Source organism: Streptomyces sp. NPDC039736 (genome assembly GCF_055596485.1).
On record NZ_JBVIUQ010000007.1, the window covers coordinates 137,397 to 152,283 of the forward strand.

General features: G+C 72.5%; 14 protein-coding genes. 9 read left to right on the forward strand and 5 right to left on the reverse strand.

Annotated elements, in window-relative coordinates:
* Positions 1 to 154: 154 nt before the first annotated feature.
* The 3 genes from ACZ56L_RS22635 to ACZ56L_RS22645 all read left to right on the forward strand — a co-directional run bounded on the left by ACZ56L_RS22635 (position 155) and on the right by ACZ56L_RS22645 (position 2,094).
* Positions 155 to 958, forward strand: a complete 804-nt coding sequence (locus ACZ56L_RS22635) for an alpha/beta fold hydrolase (protein ID WP_468689623.1) — start codon at positions 155 to 157, stop codon at positions 956 to 958.
* Positions 959 to 967: 9 nt separating this feature from the next.
* Positions 968 to 1,405: a VOC family protein gene (locus ACZ56L_RS22640; RefSeq protein ID WP_345219558.1), complete on the forward strand. Its 438-nt coding sequence runs from the start codon at positions 968 to 970 to the stop codon at positions 1,403 to 1,405.
* Between the two features lie 101 nt (positions 1,406 to 1,506).
* On the forward strand, positions 1,507 to 2,094 hold the full coding sequence (locus ACZ56L_RS22645) for a hypothetical protein (protein WP_345219559.1): 588 nt from the start codon (positions 1,507 to 1,509) through the stop codon (positions 2,092 to 2,094).
* Positions 2,095 to 2,147: 53 nt separating this feature from the next.
* Here ACZ56L_RS22645 and ACZ56L_RS22650 read toward each other — a convergent pair whose 3' ends face one another.
* The 3 genes from ACZ56L_RS22650 to ACZ56L_RS22660 form a co-directional block, all read right to left on the reverse strand.
* Positions 2,148 to 2,744, reverse strand: coding sequence for an O-methyltransferase (locus ACZ56L_RS22650; RefSeq protein WP_468689620.1), 597 nt, complete (start codon positions 2,742 to 2,744; stop codon positions 2,148 to 2,150).
* 330 nt (positions 2,745 to 3,074) lie between these two features.
* On the reverse strand, positions 3,075 to 3,854 hold the full coding sequence (locus ACZ56L_RS22655) for an alpha-ketoglutarate-dependent dioxygenase AlkB (protein ID WP_471065863.1): 780 nt from the start codon (positions 3,852 to 3,854) through the stop codon (positions 3,075 to 3,077).
* A complete protein-coding gene (locus tag ACZ56L_RS22660; RefSeq protein WP_471065865.1) occupies positions 3,838 to 5,106 on the reverse strand; it encodes a hypothetical protein in 1,269 nt (422 codons plus the stop codon). Before ACZ56L_RS22660 ends, ACZ56L_RS22655 begins: the two co-directional genes overlap by 17 nt.
* 346 nt (positions 5,107 to 5,452) lie before the next feature.
* On the opposite strand from ACZ56L_RS22660, the gene ACZ56L_RS22665 reads away from it, so the two are divergent.
* The 5 genes from ACZ56L_RS22665 (at position 5,453) to ACZ56L_RS22685 (ending at position 10,283) form a co-directional block, all read left to right on the forward strand.
* On the forward strand, positions 5,453 to 5,827 hold the full coding sequence (locus ACZ56L_RS22665) for an STAS domain-containing protein (protein WP_468689615.1): 375 nt from the start codon (positions 5,453 to 5,455) through the stop codon (positions 5,825 to 5,827).
* On the forward strand, positions 5,824 to 8,139 hold the full coding sequence (locus ACZ56L_RS22670) for a SpoIIE family protein phosphatase (protein WP_471065867.1): 2,316 nt from the start codon (positions 5,824 to 5,826) through the stop codon (positions 8,137 to 8,139). The genes ACZ56L_RS22665 and ACZ56L_RS22670 overlap by 4 nt, the downstream gene beginning before the upstream one ends.
* A 123-nt stretch (positions 8,140 to 8,262) precedes the next feature.
* Complete coding sequence (locus ACZ56L_RS22675) at positions 8,263 to 8,547, forward strand: hypothetical protein (protein WP_468689610.1); 285 nt, start codon at positions 8,263 to 8,265, stop codon at positions 8,545 to 8,547.
* A gap of 92 nt (positions 8,548 to 8,639) precedes the next feature.
* Positions 8,640 to 9,263: a GOLPH3/VPS74 family protein gene (locus ACZ56L_RS22680; RefSeq protein ID WP_468689608.1), complete on the forward strand. Its 624-nt coding sequence runs from the start codon at positions 8,640 to 8,642 to the stop codon at positions 9,261 to 9,263.
* A 186-nt stretch (positions 9,264 to 9,449) separates the two neighbouring features.
* Positions 9,450 to 10,283: a PIG-L family deacetylase gene (locus ACZ56L_RS22685; RefSeq protein ID WP_345219567.1), complete on the forward strand. Its 834-nt coding sequence runs from the start codon at positions 9,450 to 9,452 to the stop codon at positions 10,281 to 10,283.
* 68 nt (positions 10,284 to 10,351) lie between these two features.
* On the opposite strand, the gene ACZ56L_RS22690 is transcribed toward ACZ56L_RS22685, so the two are convergent.
* Positions 10,352 to 10,621 carry a hypothetical protein gene (locus ACZ56L_RS22690; RefSeq protein WP_345219568.1) on the reverse strand — a complete coding sequence of 90 codons (270 nt, stop codon included), beginning with the start codon at positions 10,619 to 10,621 and terminating at the stop codon, positions 10,352 to 10,354.
* Positions 10,622 to 10,741: 120 nt separating this feature from the next.
* Positions 10,742 to 13,894 (reverse strand): RHS repeat-associated core domain-containing protein, encoded by a 3,153-nt coding sequence (locus tag ACZ56L_RS22695; protein WP_425578673.1) that lies wholly within the window; start codon positions 13,892 to 13,894, stop codon positions 10,742 to 10,744.
* 517 nt (positions 13,895 to 14,411) lie between these two features.
* Here ACZ56L_RS22695 and ACZ56L_RS22700 point away from each other — a divergent pair.
* Positions 14,412 to 14,801, forward strand: coding sequence for a peptidase inhibitor family I36 protein (locus ACZ56L_RS22700; protein WP_471065870.1), 390 nt, complete (start codon positions 14,412 to 14,414; stop codon positions 14,799 to 14,801).
* Positions 14,802 to 14,887 lie beyond the last annotated feature (86 nt).

Sequence of the window (14,887 nt, forward strand, 5' to 3'; positions counted from 1 at the left end):
GCCTCTCGTGCGGGGACGGAGGGGGAACGCGCGGGGGCGGCCCGGTCTTCCCGGCGGCGGCCATCGGCTCTGTCCGCTCTTTCTGTATCGACCACTACACAATATGCTACGGTCACATCCGTAACGACCGCTACAGAACTCCTGGGGGACCCCGATGCCCGAACTCGCCCTGCCCGCGCCCGCCTTCGCCCGCACCGTGCGCGGCCGCACGGGCCCGGGGCTGCTGCTCGCGCACGGCGCCGGCGGCGGCGTCGAGGCCAACTACGGGCCGCTCCTCGACCGGCTCGCCGCGGAGCACCGCGTCGTCGGCGTCGACTACCCCGGCACCGGCGACACCCCCCGCTCCACCCGGCCGCTCCTCCTGGACGACCTCGCCGACCAGCTCGTGTCCGCCGCCACCGCCGAGGGCCTGGACACCTTCGCCGTCCTCGGCTACTCCCTGGGCACCGCCGTCGCGGTCCGGGCCGCGGCCCGCCACCCGGAGCGCGTCACGGCCCTCGTGCTGACCGCCCCGGTGGCCCGGCCCTCCGCCCGCCTGCGGCTGCACGCCGAACTCTGGCGCGACCTCCACGCGTCCGGGGCACACGTCGAACTGGCGCGGTTCCTCGTGCCGCTGGCCCTGGGCGCCTCGGCCCTGGAGGCGCTCTCCGAGGACGAACTCGACGCCGTGGTACGGGAGACGGCCCGGACCCTGCCGCCCGGCTCGGCCGACCACGCCGACCTCGTCACCCGTATCGACGTACGCGAAGACCTCGCCCGCGTCTCCGTGCCGACCCTCGTCCTCTCCACGACGGAGGACCTCCTCGTCTCCCCCGACCTGCACCGCGCGACGGCCGCCGCGATCCCCGCCGCCGAATTCGCCGAACTGCCCACCGGGCACCTCCCGTTCGCGGAGAACCCCGATGTCTGGCTGGACCGCATCACGGAGTTCCTGAACCGGCGGGGGGCGACTGGGTAACCTGCGGGCATGGGCATCAAACTGGAGAACGTCGGCATCGCCGTCCGCGACCTCGAAGCAGCCGTCGCCTTCTTCGTGGACCTCGGCCTCACGGTCGTCGGCCGGGACACCGTCAGCGGCGCGTGGACCGACACCGCCGTGGGCCTCGACGGCAACCACGCCAAGATCGCGATGCTCCGCACACCCGACGGGAACGGCTGCCTGGAGCTCTTCGAGTACCTCCACCCCGAGGCGATCGAGACCGCGCCGACGCTCCCCAACGAAATCGGCATGCACCGCGTCGCCTTCTCCGTCGACGACCTGGACGCGGCCCTGGAGACCGCCGCGAAGCACGGATGCCGTCCGCTGCGCGGGGTGGCGACGTACGAGGACGTCTACCGGCTGACCTACCTGCGCGGTCCCTCCGGCATCCTGGTGATGCTCGCCGAGGAGCTGAGGAAGAGCTGAAGAAGAGCTGACGTCCTCCGCCGCGCCGGGGCCCTCGCGCGGCACCCGGCCGAGGCCGGGCCGGACCGGGCGGACCGAGGGGCGGCGTATAGCGTGCGGGCATGGCGATCTCGGGGAAGCGGCGGGTCCTGTACCGGCAGGGCAGTGGATTCTGGCGGATGACGGCGAAGTGGGCCGTGGTCTTCGGGGCTCCGGCCCTGCTGGACGGCGGGCTGCTGCGGACCTGGGGCGACGCCCTGGTCTGGCCGCTGATCGGGGTCGTGCTGTGGGTGCCGTTCGGGATCGGCGTCGCCTGGTACCCCAGGAAGGACCAGCGGGTCCTGCTGACGACACGCGAACTGCGGGTGCGCCGCAGGCGCTTGCCGATGGAGACGGTGAACCTGCTGCACGTGGCACGGCTGTGGCTGGACGGGCGGTCGACGCTGGACGGCCTGCCGGTGCGGGAGTGGCGGCGTCGCGACCGGGTGGTGTGGGTGCCGTTGCGGGGCGGGCGGGCGTTCGGCGTGGAGTTCCGTGACCCGGCCGCCTTCGCCGAGGTCTTCGGCGCCTTCGCGGTGGCGGCCTGCGGCGGTCCGGACGCGGTCCGCGCGAGGGCGGCCGCGGAGACCTACCCCGATCCGCGCCCGCCGCAGCCGCGCCGCACGTCCGACGGGGGCTCGTGGGCGGACGCCCTGGACGTCTTCGGCTGACGGCCGGGACTTCGGCGCCCCCGGGCGGGACCCGCCCGGGGGACGGGGGCCGCTCAGGGCCGCCTGGTGCCGATGACCGTCGACAGGTCCGGTGCCAGGCGTACCTCGGTGGCGAGCAGGTCCGGGTGCTCCAGCCAGGCCAGCCGCGCCGTGTCCGGCTCGCCGTCCATCAGCGGCGGCCACTGCGTCAGGGGCGTGAAGTCGTCGATGACGACCGTGCCCGCCGGACGCAGCAGCCGCTGCGGATCCGCGGCCGGCGTCTTCTTGCCGTTGCCGCCGCCGTCGGTGACGAGCAGGTCGAACGGGCCGCGTTCGTAGATACGCGTCCAGTCGCCGCAGAGGATCTCCACGTCGGGGACGCCCGCGAACAGCTTCGCGGCCTCCTCGGCGCGCTGTTCGTCCCGCTCGACGCTGACCACCCGCACACCGGGCCGCCGCGCCGCGACCATCCAGGCCAGCCCGACACCGCATCCGGTGCCGGTCTCGCCGATGCTGTGAGCGGCGCCGGCGGCCAACGCGTGCAGCAGACGGCCCTGCTGGGGGCGGCACGAGGACGGAAAACCCAGCCGCCGGGCGAGCTCGACGGCCGCCACCACGAGATCGGGCAGGCCGACTTCCCCCGCGTAGGCGTCTGTTCCCGAAACGGACATGTTCCCCCCAGAGGCGTTCGGCCGGTGCAGCCGCCACCTTCCTGCATTTCACCGGATACGGCAACGACGTACCGCGACCCGCCGCACGGCCGGGCAGCGGCTTCTCGCTCGTCTCCTTCGTGGGCGGACTGCTCCTCGGCGTGATCCCGGACCTGGTCCTCCTCCCGGCGCCGGCCGCGATCCTGCTCGTGTCCGCGGCCGAACTCGCCCGACACGCCTGAGCGTACGGCCTCCGGCCTCTGTCGCCGGGGCGCGCGGGGGTTCCTGTGCGGGACCGGAGGACGGCGGCTGTGCGGCGAGGTACGGATCACCCCGCCCCGTACCAGAGCTCTAGCCGCTCCCGGTCGGCGGCACGAGGTCGCTCTCGCTGATCGTGCAGGTCAGCGCGGGGTAGTCGAAATCCGTCTCCGTGTTCTCACGGCGTCGTAGCCGGTAGAACTCGCGGCGCTGTTCGTCGTCGGCTGCGGAGAGACGGGTGCCGCAGGGGAGGTGGGCCTGTCCGTCGCGATGGCGGAGGAGGGTCTTCGACGTGCGGAAGGTGAGGCCCAGCCACGGGTTCTCCGGTGCCGCGGCGGAGGTGTCCAGCACGATTCTGTGCCTGTAACGCCGGTTCGACGCGACCGAGAACAGGACGAATCCGTGGTGGGTGAGAGGCAGGTCGACCGTGGCGCCGGCGGACTCCTTCGATTCGACGACCAGTTTCCTCGACGAGCCCGATGCGGGGTACTGGTAGCAGGAATAGACAGCGATGAAGGAGTCGTCGGCCAGGTCGAGAGCCTGGTCGGAATGGCTGCCCATCGTCCGGTAGGCGTCGGTGTAGTGCTCGGCCAGGGCGTTGTTGAAGGCGACCGGCAGCGCGGCCTGCTCCTGAATGCGCTGTGCCAGCCGTGCGTGCAGCGGCAGGAAACGCTGGGCCGGATTGCGGTAGCGGCTCGTGGTGCGTACGAGGGGCACCCCGCCCGCCTCGTCCACCTTGGTCAGCACGGCGCCTCGGCGGCCCTTCCCCAGCTCCTCCCAGGTCACCGAAGCGGACAGTTCCGCGAAGAGGTCGTCGCCGCCCGGCAGTGCCCACGAGGTGAACGCGTTCGCGGGATCAGAGGCGGGGGGCAAGATAATCTCCCGTGTTCATGCTGAAGAGGAACGCGTCGCCGTAGTCGACGGGGGAGGAGGTCCTGTTCTCCTCGGCGTACAGCCTGCGCAATTCCCTCATGCCCTCCTCGGTGGGCGCCCCCAGCCGCGCCAGGGAGTCGCCCCGCTTGAGATGGGTCTCGCCGTTCCTGTGCACGGCTTCGGTGGCGGAGCAGCGCACCACGTAGCCCAGGCGGGTCGGCAGCAGCTCGGCGTCGAGCGACGACGGCCGGATCTCGTGCGTGTAGAGGCGGTTGGTGGACAGAGGCATCAGGAAGACGGAGCCGGGGTGGAGCGTCACGGTGAACTGCGCCGGGAACACGGCCTCGTCGCGTGCCGTGAGCGGGTCCTTGCGGCGGAAGCGGAGCCGGGTCAGGCCGCTGGTGCTCTTCACCCCGAGGTCGAAGGGGTCGTCGGCCAGGGGCCGCAGCTTGTCCAGGCCGTCGTAGAAGGTGCAGAAGGCCATGACGCCGTTGGCCGGCATGTCCTTGGTCTTGTCGGCGTGCGCCGAGATCCTGGCCTTGGACTGCTTGCGCCCGGTCGTGGCGACGGTGTTGTGGTAGATCTGCGCCAGGACGTGATTGAGCGGGGCGTGTCGGCGGAACACGGACTCGGCCTCGCGGTTGAGGGCCGCGACGATTTCCGTGTCGGTGCGGCGGAAATTCTCGGTCGGGCCCGAGAGGTTGGTGGAGCAGCGGAGCAGGCGGAAATGCAGTGCGTCGCCGGCGCGCGTGACGGGCGTCAGATAGATTCCGCTGCGGTGGGCCGTTCCTGGCTTGGTGGATTCCGTCAGGGACTGGAAGGCGTGCTCCGAGCTGATGCGCCCGAAGTGGCCGTCGTCGGGGCTGAAGTAGCGGCGGTAGTAGACGCCCGCGCCGTGCACGCGCGTGGGGACCCGGCCGGCGCCGACGACGGGCCAGGGGCCGCTGGGGGCCTCGTCGTCATCGCGCGAAAGGCCCCGTACGACGAACACCCGGGCTGCGGAACGGAGTTGGGCCGCGTCGAGAACGGAAACGTCGCCGCACGCGTACACGGTCCGCCCCGCGAGGTCCGCAGAACCCGGGGAGAGGTCTTCCGGGGCGACGCGGGCTCCGAAGAAGTCCCGCAGCAACGGGTGGTCGTGGAGCGCCGAAGGGGCGATCAGGACATGGCCCGCGTCGTCAACGCGTGCTTCCGTCGCCCCTGTTGTACGGATCGCCTCTGTTGTCGTACGGATCGCCTCTGTCGTACGCATCGCGCGGCACCTGCCGTTCCCCGTGGACAAGTCAATGGCCCGCATTTCCTCTTCCGCGGATGTTCCGGAAAGCGCGGGAGAGAGGAGACGGGCCGTCGAGGCGTGATGTTCTCACGGGGGTTCGGCCGCGGGCAACGGGAAAAGCGCGGCGGCCCCGCCCCGTGGGCGGCCCGTGCCGGCGACCTCGTCGGCCGCACGCGTCCGGCACGGCGCGGCACCGGCGGAGCGGCGGGCACGGGACGGCGCGGCGGACGTTTAAGGTGGGCGAATCGGGACGGGTGGAAATGGGCGGGAGGTTCGGCGGCGCGTGTTCTCGGCGGATGTCGTAGCAGGTGGGCCGGGGGCGGTGCTCCGGTTTCGTGGCGAGTTGGACTTCGAGAGCGTGGTGCAGTTCCAGGAGGCGGCGGCGGCCCTCTTCGCGGGCGGCGCTGTGCCGGAGCTGGTGGTGGTCGACTGCGCGGGGCTGGAGTTCTGCGACTCCTCCGGGATCAGCGAGCTGGTCCGTTTCTACCTGCGGCTGACGGACACGGGGAGTCGGCTGCGGATGTCCGCCGTACCGGCCTCGGTGGCCCGCGCGTTCGAGCTGACCGGGCTGGACCGGGCGATCCCGGTGTACGACAGCACCGGGGCGGCCCTCGCCGACGTGACCCAGGGGAATGCCTGTGCGTATCCCGGGGCAGGGGAGGAGGACGGGGTGGTTCGGGAGGGGCGGACAGGATGACCAGCACACCGCGGCGACCGGGCGTTCCGGCGCGGCACGACGCCGATCGGGTGTGCGGCGCCGACTGGGCGCCCGACGCCGGCCGGCCGCACGACCGATCGCCCGGCACCGGCCGCGCACCCGGCGCCGATCACGTGCCCGGCGCCGACCGGGTGTCCGGCGCCGAGGAGGACCTGAGGGCGCTGTTCGGCGAGTCGACGGCGGTCTTCGCCTCGGTCGCGGGCCCCGCCCACCTCCTGGAGGCGGCCAACCCGGCGTTCTTCGCCGCCATCGGCCGCACCGAGCACGCGCGCACCGGCCTGCCGCTCGCGGAACTGGTGCCGGAGCTGGCGGGCCAGGGCTTCCTCACCCTGCTCGACCGGGCCTACCGCACCGGCCTGCCCTGCTCCGTGCGGGACGCCCGGGTGCTGCTCGGCGAGGGCGGCACAGCACGCGAGGCGTTCTTCGACTTCCACTACGAACCGCGCCGCGACGCCGGCGGCAACGTCATGGGCGTACGGATGATCGGCGTGGAGACCACCCAGGTCAAGCATGCCCAGCGGCTCACGGCCGAACACCGGGCCCTGCTGGAGCAGATCGCCCGGCAGGCCCCGCTCGACGAAGTCCTCGAAGGCATGGCCAAGGTCATCGAGACCCTGTCCCCCGGGGTGCTCGTCTCCGTGCTGCTCGCCGACCCCGACGGCCGCCACCTGCGGCACGGCACCGCCCCGAGCCTGCCCGGCTTCTACAACCGCGCCATCGACGGCATCGCCACCGGTGAGGGCGTCGGCTCCTGCGGCACCGCCGCGCACCGCCGCCGCCGGGTCGTCGTCACCGACATCGCCACCGACCCCTTCTGGGACGACTTCCGCGACCTCGCCGTGCGCGCCGGGCTGGCGGCCTGCTGGTCCACGCCCATCCTGGCCCGCGACGGCCACCTGCTGGGCACCTTCGCGATGTACCACCGCACCCCGCGCAGCCCCAGCGAGTCCGACCTCGCGCTCGCCGGGATCTTCGCCGGCACCGCCGCCCTGGCCATCGAGCGCCACCACGCCGAACGGGCCCGCCTCGCCGCCGAGGCCCGCGAGAAGGCCGCCCGCGACGACCTGACCTTCCTGCTCCGGGCCAGCAACGCGCTGAGCGCCGACCTCGACCACGCCCAGACCCTGCAACGCCTCGCCACCCTGTGCGCCCCCACGCTCGCCCCGCTCTGCGCCGTCGACGTCATCGAGGGCGGCCGGGTGCGCCGTATCGCGACGGCCGCCCCCACGGCGTACGAACGCGCCCTGCTGGCCTCCCACATCCCGGTCTACGACAGCGGCGACGACGCCGTCGCCCGCGTCCTGGCCTCCTCCCTCACCGAGGTCGCCCGCCGCACCCCGACCGGCCCCGGACCCTGGCAGGACCTGAACGTCACCGGCTACCTGTGCGCCCCGCTCACCGACCGCGGCCAGACCTTCGGCACGCTCACCCTGCTCAGCACCGGCGACCACACCTTCGACGGGCACGCGGTCACCCTCGCCGAGGAGCTCGCCCGGCGCGCCGCCACCGCCGCGCACAACGCCCGCCAGTACACCCAGCGCGTCACCCTCGCCCGCGACCTCCAGGCCGGGCTCCTGCTGCCGGACCTGCCCACCCTGCCCGGCGCCGAGCTGGCCACCTCGTACCACCCGGCGGGCGAGGGCCTGGAGATCAGCGGGGACTTCTACGACGTCTTCCCCCTCGACGACGGCCGCTGGGCCTTCATGCTGGGCGACGTCTGCGGCCGCGGCGCGCTCGCCGCCGCGACCACCGCCCTGGTGCGCAACACCGCCCGCGCCGTGGCCCCGCTGCTGCCCGGCCCAGAAGCCGTCGTCCACGCCGTCAACCGGGCCCTGACCAAGCGTCACAACAGCCACGACACCGGCTTCGTGACGCTCGTGTACGGCCACTTCACGCCGACCGCCGACGGACTGGACATCGAACTCGTGCGCGCGGGACACACCCTGCCCGTGCACCTCACCGCCGACGGCCCCCGGCCGGTGCACAGCGAGGGCTCCCTGCTGGGCATCCTCGGCAGTCCCGCCCTGGCCGCGCGCAGCCTGCGGCTGGCCCCCGGCGAGAGCCTGGTGCTCTACACGGACGGCATCACCGAGGCCCGCGACGCCGCGGGCGAGCAGTTCGGCGAGGACCGCCTGATCCGGGCCCTCACGCCGCCGCCGTCCGGAGCGCAGGGCATCCTGAAGGCCCTCAGCCACGCGGTCCAGGCCTTCACCGACGGACACGAGACGGACGACGACCAGGCGACCCTGGTGCTGACGGCCACCGGGCGGAGTCCTTCGCCCCGCGCCTGACGCAAGGAGCCGCCGCGCCGCCCGGTGCGGGGCTCGGCGGGGTTCACGTGACCTCCGGACGCCCGGCCAGTTGGAGGGGTGACCCTTCGTTCCCGATCCCACCCCGGAGTTCCCGTGTTCCGTATGTCCCGTACGCGTACGCCCCTGGCCGCGCTGGTCCTCGCGGCGGCGGCCTCCCTCGGGATCGCCGCCCCGGCCCCGGCCGACGGCCACGAGCCCGCCGGCACCCTCGTCCTCTCCCATGAGGACTTCGCGCGCTACCTGGCCGCCCCCGCCCACGAGCAGCGGCTGATCGAGCAGAACCCGCGGTACCGGGAGGTCTGGGCCGGCTGTCTGCCGCCCAGCCGCGTCGAGCCGAACGTCTGGGGCCCGGGACACGTCTGCGTCCCGCAGGGCGCCCTCCAGTAGCTCGGCAGGGGCGGGCGGCTCCTTACGGCGCGTTTCACCCGCCGGGGCGATACTGGCCGTACTGCTGCCGACGCCTTGAGGGGGAGCCGTTCATGAGCACGGCGAAAGACCTGTTCATCACCGTCATGGACCAGAGGCCCGACGACCCGGTCGGGCAGGGCGACCTCTCACTGGCCCTGGCCGGAGCCGAGCTGATCGACCTGATCGGCGCGGGCGCGGCTGCCGTCGACGGCGAACTCGTCCTGCCGGGCGAGGACCCGAAGCCGTACGACCGCGTCCTGGACGAAGCGGCGGCGGGCCTCGTCCGGGAGGCGCCGCACGAGCGGATCGAGGACTGGCTGTGGCGCCGGGGCCAGGGCCTCGCCGCCGCGTACCAGGCGGCCCTGGAGGAGGACGGCGAGCTGGCGCGGGAGCGTGGCGGCCGGCTGTTCTTCGGCACGAAGCGCGTGACGCCCGCCGACACGCCCGCGCGGCGCTCGGCGGCCGACCGCTGGAACGAGCGGGAACCCGTCCTGCTCGCCCTCGCCTCGGCGCTGGGCGTCGACGCCGCGGAGCCCGACGGCGCGGAGGCCAGGAACGAACCGGACCTCGGGGCGGACGAGGCGACGACGGCCGTGGTGGCGGCCGTCCTCGACGCGCTGATGGAGCTGGAGGCGGTACGCCAGCGGCGCTCCATCGAGAACGCGGCCTTCGCCAACGTCTGGCGCGGCCCCTGAGCCGACGGGCACCACCGGGACCGGCCGCCGGGGCAGGGGGGCGCGCCCAGCAGTCATACGTCGCACATCGCACGCCGCATGTCGCACGCCGCACGGAGAATCGGATGGCCGTACCGGGAACATCCGAGCCCGTCGCCTCGGTTGACCGAGCGATACGTACGTACGCCTTGCTGGAGGACCCTTTTCATGACTGACCGGCCTTTGACGTTCATGGCAGTGCACGCACACCCCGACGACGAGGCCACCAGCACCGGAGGGGTCCTCGCGCGCTACGCGGCCGAAGGCGTCCGCACGGTGCTGGTGACCTGTACCGACGGCGGCTGCGGAGACGGACCCGGTGGTGTCAAGCCCGGAGAGCCGGGGCACGACCCGGCGGCCGTCGCGCGGATGCGCGGTGAGGAGCTGCGGGAGAGCTGCGAGGTCCTGAAGATCAGCGACCTGGAGACGCTCGGCTACGCCGACTCCGGAATGATGGGCTGGCCCAGCAACGACGCCCCCGGTTCCTTCTGGCGGACGCCCGTGGCGGAGGGCGCGGCCCGGCTCGCGGACCTCATGCGCCACTACCGGCCCGACGTCGTCGTCACGTACGACGAGAACGGCTTCTACGGGCACCCCGACCACATCCAGGCCCACCGCATCACCATGGCGGCCCTGGAACTGACCGACCTGACGCCGAAGGTCTACTGGACCACGATCCCCCACTCGGCGATGCGGCGCTTCGGCGAGGCCATGCGCGAGCTGGACCCGGGCATGCCGGAGCCGGACCCCGCCGAGGCCGCCGAGCTGGCCGAACTGGGCCTGCCCGACGAGGAGATCACCACGTGGGTGGACACGGCGGGGTTCAGTGACCAGAAGTTCGACTCGCTGGCCGCGCACGCCAGCCAGGGCGAGAACATCTTCTTCCTGAAGATGGGCAAGGAGAAGTTCGGCGAGCTGATGGGGACGGAGACCTTCGTACGGGTCAAGGACTCCACCGGCGCGGCCGTGCCGGAGACCGACCTCTTCGCCGGCCTGCGCTGACCCTCCGCCCGGCACCGGCCGCAGGACGCCCGGGGGCCGGCCGGAGGACGCCCGGGGGCCGGCCGGGATCACAGGTGGCGCGGCGGACTGTTGCGGACGACCGACCGCCGCGCCCACAGCGCCCCGGCGAGCAGCACCAGCCCGGCGAGGGCGAACGCCCACCCGTCGACGTCCCCGGCGATCGCCCCGACGGCCCAGGCCCCCGACCACAGGGCGGCGAGCACGCACAGCGCGCTCCAGGCCACCGTCCACATGCGGTGGCGCGAGGCGACGCGCTGCGACGTGCCGCGTTCCATGGGACCGAGGTCCCGCACGGTGTGTTCCTCGTGAGTGCTCATGCACCCCCGGATGCCCCGGGCGGGCCGGAGAACTCCCGCCCGGGGCAAGGAAATTCGCGTGCGGGACTCCCGCCCGGGGCACGGGAGTTCACGTGCGGGACTCCCGCCCGGCGCGCCGGATCAGAAGGTGTACTCCGCCGTCGCCGAGCACTTGCCCGTGCTGCCGCCCGTCTCGACCCCGACGTCCACGCCCTGCCCGTCCGTCGCGGCCGTGACGCTGCCGCCGCCGAAGCCGCAGGACGCGCCGACCTGGCCGCCGCTCTCCATGTCACCGCTGTCCGCGCCGATGCCGAGGCTGGCGCCGGGCGAACCGAAGCCGAAGCCGAGCGTGGGCTTGATCTGGTTGCCGTCCGTCTTGCCGCCGAGGCTGACGCAGACGCCGTAGCAGAGCTCGCCCTTGATCGAGCCGGTGACCAGACCGGACGGGTCGATCCGGTTCAGCGGGTCGCCCTCCGCGTACAGGTAGGGGTTCTTCTCCTGGCCCGAGGGGTCGGGCTGGGTGAACCGGCCGAGCACCGGGTCGTAGTAGCGGGCCCCGTAGTGGTAGAGCCCCGTCGGGTCCTGGTAGCCGCCCGCGAACCGGTACGGCTGCGGCACGGTCTCGGTGGTGCCGGTCCTGGCGACGCCGCTCGGCGTGTACTGGTAGGTGTTGACCCGCTTGCCCGCCTCGTCGACCAGCCCGATGACCGAACCGAGCACGTCGGTGAGGTAGTAGTAGCTCTTGCCGCCGGTGCGCGCCGAGTTGAGGGTGCCGCCCGGCTCCCGGATGAACTCGGTGTCCTTGACGCCCACCGTCTGGCCCGAGAGGCCCAGCGGACCGTTGTGGAAGACGGTGTCGCCGAACCGGGTGCGCTCGCTGCTGTCGGTGCTCGCGTAGGCGCCGGTGTACGCGGTGGCCCCCACCGTCACGGACGAGAGCTGCCCGAAGTCGGTGTACTTCTCCGCACTGCGCGCGGCCTCGGGCGTCGGCGCGCCCGCCGTCTCGTTGCCCGCCCTGTCGTACGACCAGCCGGTGGTGACGCCGTTCTTCGCGGTGAGCTGAGAGGCGTCGTTGTACGTGTACTGGGTGGCCGCCCGGCAGCCCGGCGCGTCGCCCTGCGAGGTGAGGTTGCCGGCCCCGTCGAAGCAGTACTGCCAGGACGTGCGGGTCCCCGACGACAGGGTTTCCGCGCCGAGGGAGAGGCGTCCGGGGCCGTCGTAGGAGTACGCGGTGCGGGCCTTGGTGAGGTTGTCGGTGCGGGAGCGGATCTTGGTGCCGTCCAGGGTCTCGGTCCCCGCGACGTATCCGTAGGTGTACGAGAGGTCGCTCAGGACGACGCCGGACGGCGCGATCGCCCGGATGTTCTCGGGCCGCCCGGAGTTGTCGAGCCGCTGGCTCTGCACCGTGCCGCCGGGATAGGTGGTCTTGGTGCGTTCGTCGTTGTTGTTGTACTCGTACGTCGTCTTCTTGCCCTGCGGGTCCGTCAGCGAGCTCAGCCGCCCGGCCGCGTCCCAGGCGTAGTCCGTGACGCCGCCCGGGTCGGTGTACGTGTCGACGTCGCCGTCCGCGGTGTAGGCCAGCACGGTCTGCGAACCGTCCTGGAGGGTGCGGATCGTCTCCCGGCTCAGCGCGTCGAACTGGTAGGTCTGCACGCCGGTCGCGTCCGTGCGCGAGGACAGGTTGCCGTCGCCGTCGTAGGCGTACGCGACGGTCGCGTAGCCGGAGGTGTCGACCTTGGTGATCCGGTCCCGCTTGTCGTACGTGTACAGCGTCTTCACGCCGCGCGGGTCGGTGGCCGTCGCGGTGCGGCCCAGCGCGTCGTAGGTGAACTTGGTGACGCCGAGCGGGGCGGGCGGGGTGACGGTCTGGAGGTTGCCGCTCGCGTCGTAGCGGAAGGAGGTCTTCTTGCCGTTGCCGTCACTGGCCGTGCAGCGCTGGCCCTGGAAGCCGCCGCAGGTGGGGGCGGCCTCGTTGTAGGTGTAGGTGACGGTCGCGCCGCCGGTGCCCAGGGTGGCGACCGAGGTGGTGTTGCCCGCGCCGTCGTAGGTGTAGTCGGTCTTCTCGCCGTCCGCGCCGGTGCTGCTCTTCTGCCGCTCGGTGCCGGCGATCGTCTGCCAACTGCCGGTGGCGGTCGCGCCGGTGGGCAGCTTGGCCGAGGCCGGGTTGTTGCGGGTGTCCCAGCCGTAGGTGGTGACGTTGCCGCCCATGCCGCCGCTGCCGGTGCCCATGGCGTCGGTCGCGGTCTGCACCAGGTGGTTCTGGTACGTCGTCGAGCGGGTGTGCCCGAGGCCGTCGAGGACCTTGGTGACCTCGCCGTCGGCGTTGTGGTCGTACGTCGTGGTGTGGCCGAGGGGGTCGGCGACCTTGGTGGTGCCCGCCTCGTACGACTGCGCGGCGCTGTAGGTGTACGTGTACGTCGGGCCGCCGGTGCTGCCCTCGGCGTACCGGCGGATCGAGGTGACCCGGTCCTCGGCGTCGTAGGTGAAGGAGGTGGAACGGTTCTCCGGGGTGGTCACCTTGATCAGGCGGCCGTCCGCGTCGTACCCGAAGCGGGTCGACTCGCCCTCGGTGTCCGTGGTGCGCACGACGTTGCCGTGCGCGGCGTCGAGTTCGTAGCTCACCGTGCGGCCGGTGTGGTCGGTCGCCTGCCAGCGGGTGGCGGTGGAGCGGACCAGGTCGACCCAGCGCCCGGAGCGCGTCTCGGTGACCTTGAAGCCGGTGTCGGAGCCGTCGGCGCTGTGCGCGGCGACGGTGATCTCGCCCTTGTTGCGGTCGGTGGTCTTCGTGAGCCGGCCGCTCGCGTCGTAGGTGTCGACGGTGCCGGACTTGCGGTCGGTGAGGCTGTGGGTGCCGTCGGCGTTGCGCACCAGGTCCTTGGAGTACCCGCTCGGCGTGGTCAGTGAGCCGTCCGCGTTCTTGGTGTACTCCACGGTGGCGCCGGACTCGTCGTAGTGCAGGACCATGCCGCTGAAGCTCAGGTCGAGGTTGCGTTCGTACCCCAGCCACCACGGCGAGGAGACCTGGCCCGAGGGGGCGTCGAAGGAGTTGTACGTACGGGTCAGGCGCAGCGACTGGCCCACGCCGCTGACCTCGAAGTCGGTGGCCGCGAGCATCAGGTTGCCGGTGGAGTAACTGACCCGGCCGACCAGGGAGTCGGTGATGCGGAAGTTGGAGATCCGGTGCCAGGGGACGTCGCCCTGGTCGCGCGGGACGTAGCGCTGGATGCCGCCCGACGGCGGGGCCGACGGTATCGAGCGGGGCGGAACCGTCTTCCCGGTGCGCACGGGAGGCATCGCGGCCCGGCCCCGGTCGCCCCAGTGCGAGGCGTCGGGCGGCGGCGGGGGAGGGGCTGCCAGCGCGGGGCTCACCACGGACGCGCCGAGCGCGAGGGCGAGCGCGGCCGCGGCCAGCACCCCGGAGGGCCGGGACGTGTGGGAGAGGCGGGATCTTCGGGATCTGCGGAAGGCTGACACTTCGTCCCCAAAATGAAAGAACTGTGGCCCTTGTGGTCACAGGCGTCCCTCAAAGTGACATCCGTCGCCGGGTCAACTCGCCGCCGTTCCCCCGGAATTGCTTTCCATGTGGTCAGGAACACGCCAAACGTGAGCAGGTCATGAGCCCGGCACGCCCAACCGGGACGCTCTGACCTGGGCCGCCGCACGACGGCGGCCTTCCGGAGAAAGGCGGGATCGGCTCCCCGGAACGTGTCCCTCCGCCGGGATCGTGAAAGCGGTCACGCAGTCGGCGCGACCGTCCGCCGTTCACAAGCGGAACCCAATCCCCCGTAGTGCCCTCACACCTGGAGCCCGCATGCCCCTGCACCTCCGCGCCCTCGCCGCGGTGCCCGTCACCTTCTCCGCGCTCTTCGCCGCCTCGCTCGCCCTGGCCCCGGCGGCCGCCGCGGAGCCGAACCCGCCCGGCTGCGAGAAGGAGTACTTCTGCGTGTACGCGGGGGAGGGCCAGACCGGGCAGCTCCTGGTCAAGACCAAGGGCAACTGGACCGGAAACGTCGCGGCCCGCTCCGTGTTCAACAACGGCATCGCCTACCCGAACGCCGACCACATCCAGTTGACCTGGACCTACAACGGCGGCACCTACGAGGAGTGCCTGCACTACAACCCGGGCCCCGATCAGCCCTACAAGCTGAACTTCGCCGAGGGCACGGCCGTCACGAAGGCGGTCTGGCGCGGCGAGTGCTGAGTCCGTGCGCGGGGGCGGTCCCGGGGACGACCCCGGGACCGCCCCCGCGCACGCGTCACCGGTGACCGGCCGGTCACCGGTTTCTG

Excerpts from the sequence above, each read along its gene's own strand:
- ACZ56L_RS22700 (WP_471065870.1), top strand. The coding sequence starts at position 14,412 with ATGCCCCTGCACCTCCGCGCCCTCGCCGCGGTGCCCGTCACCTTCTCC.
- ACZ56L_RS22645 (WP_345219559.1), top strand. The coding sequence starts at position 1,507 with ATGGCGATCTCGGGGAAGCGGCGGGTCCTGTACCGGCAGGGCAGTGGA.
- ACZ56L_RS22675 (WP_468689610.1), top strand. The coding sequence starts at position 8,263 with ATGTCCCGTACGCGTACGCCCCTGGCCGCGCTGGTCCTCGCGGCGGCG.
- ACZ56L_RS22650 (WP_468689620.1), bottom strand. The coding sequence starts at position 2,744 with ATGTCCGTTTCGGGAACAGACGCCTACGCGGGGGAAGTCGGCCTGCCC.
- ACZ56L_RS22695 (WP_425578673.1), bottom strand. The coding sequence starts at position 13,894 with ATGCCTCCCGTGCGCACCGGGAAGACGGTTCCGCCCCGCTCGATACCG.
- ACZ56L_RS22640 (WP_345219558.1), top strand. The coding sequence starts at position 968 with ATGGGCATCAAACTGGAGAACGTCGGCATCGCCGTCCGCGACCTCGAA.
- ACZ56L_RS22685 (WP_345219567.1), top strand. The coding sequence starts at position 9,450 with ATGACTGACCGGCCTTTGACGTTCATGGCAGTGCACGCACACCCCGAC.
- ACZ56L_RS22680 (WP_468689608.1), top strand. The coding sequence starts at position 8,640 with ATGAGCACGGCGAAAGACCTGTTCATCACCGTCATGGACCAGAGGCCC.
- ACZ56L_RS22670 (WP_471065867.1), top strand. The coding sequence starts at position 5,824 with ATGACCAGCACACCGCGGCGACCGGGCGTTCCGGCGCGGCACGACGCC.
- ACZ56L_RS22635 (WP_468689623.1), top strand. The coding sequence starts at position 155 with ATGCCCGAACTCGCCCTGCCCGCGCCCGCCTTCGCCCGCACCGTGCGC.
- ACZ56L_RS22690 (WP_345219568.1), bottom strand. The coding sequence starts at position 10,621 with ATGAGCACTCACGAGGAACACACCGTGCGGGACCTCGGTCCCATGGAA.
- ACZ56L_RS22660 (WP_471065865.1), bottom strand. The coding sequence starts at position 5,106 with ATGCGTACGACAGAGGCGATCCGTACGACAACAGAGGCGATCCGTACA.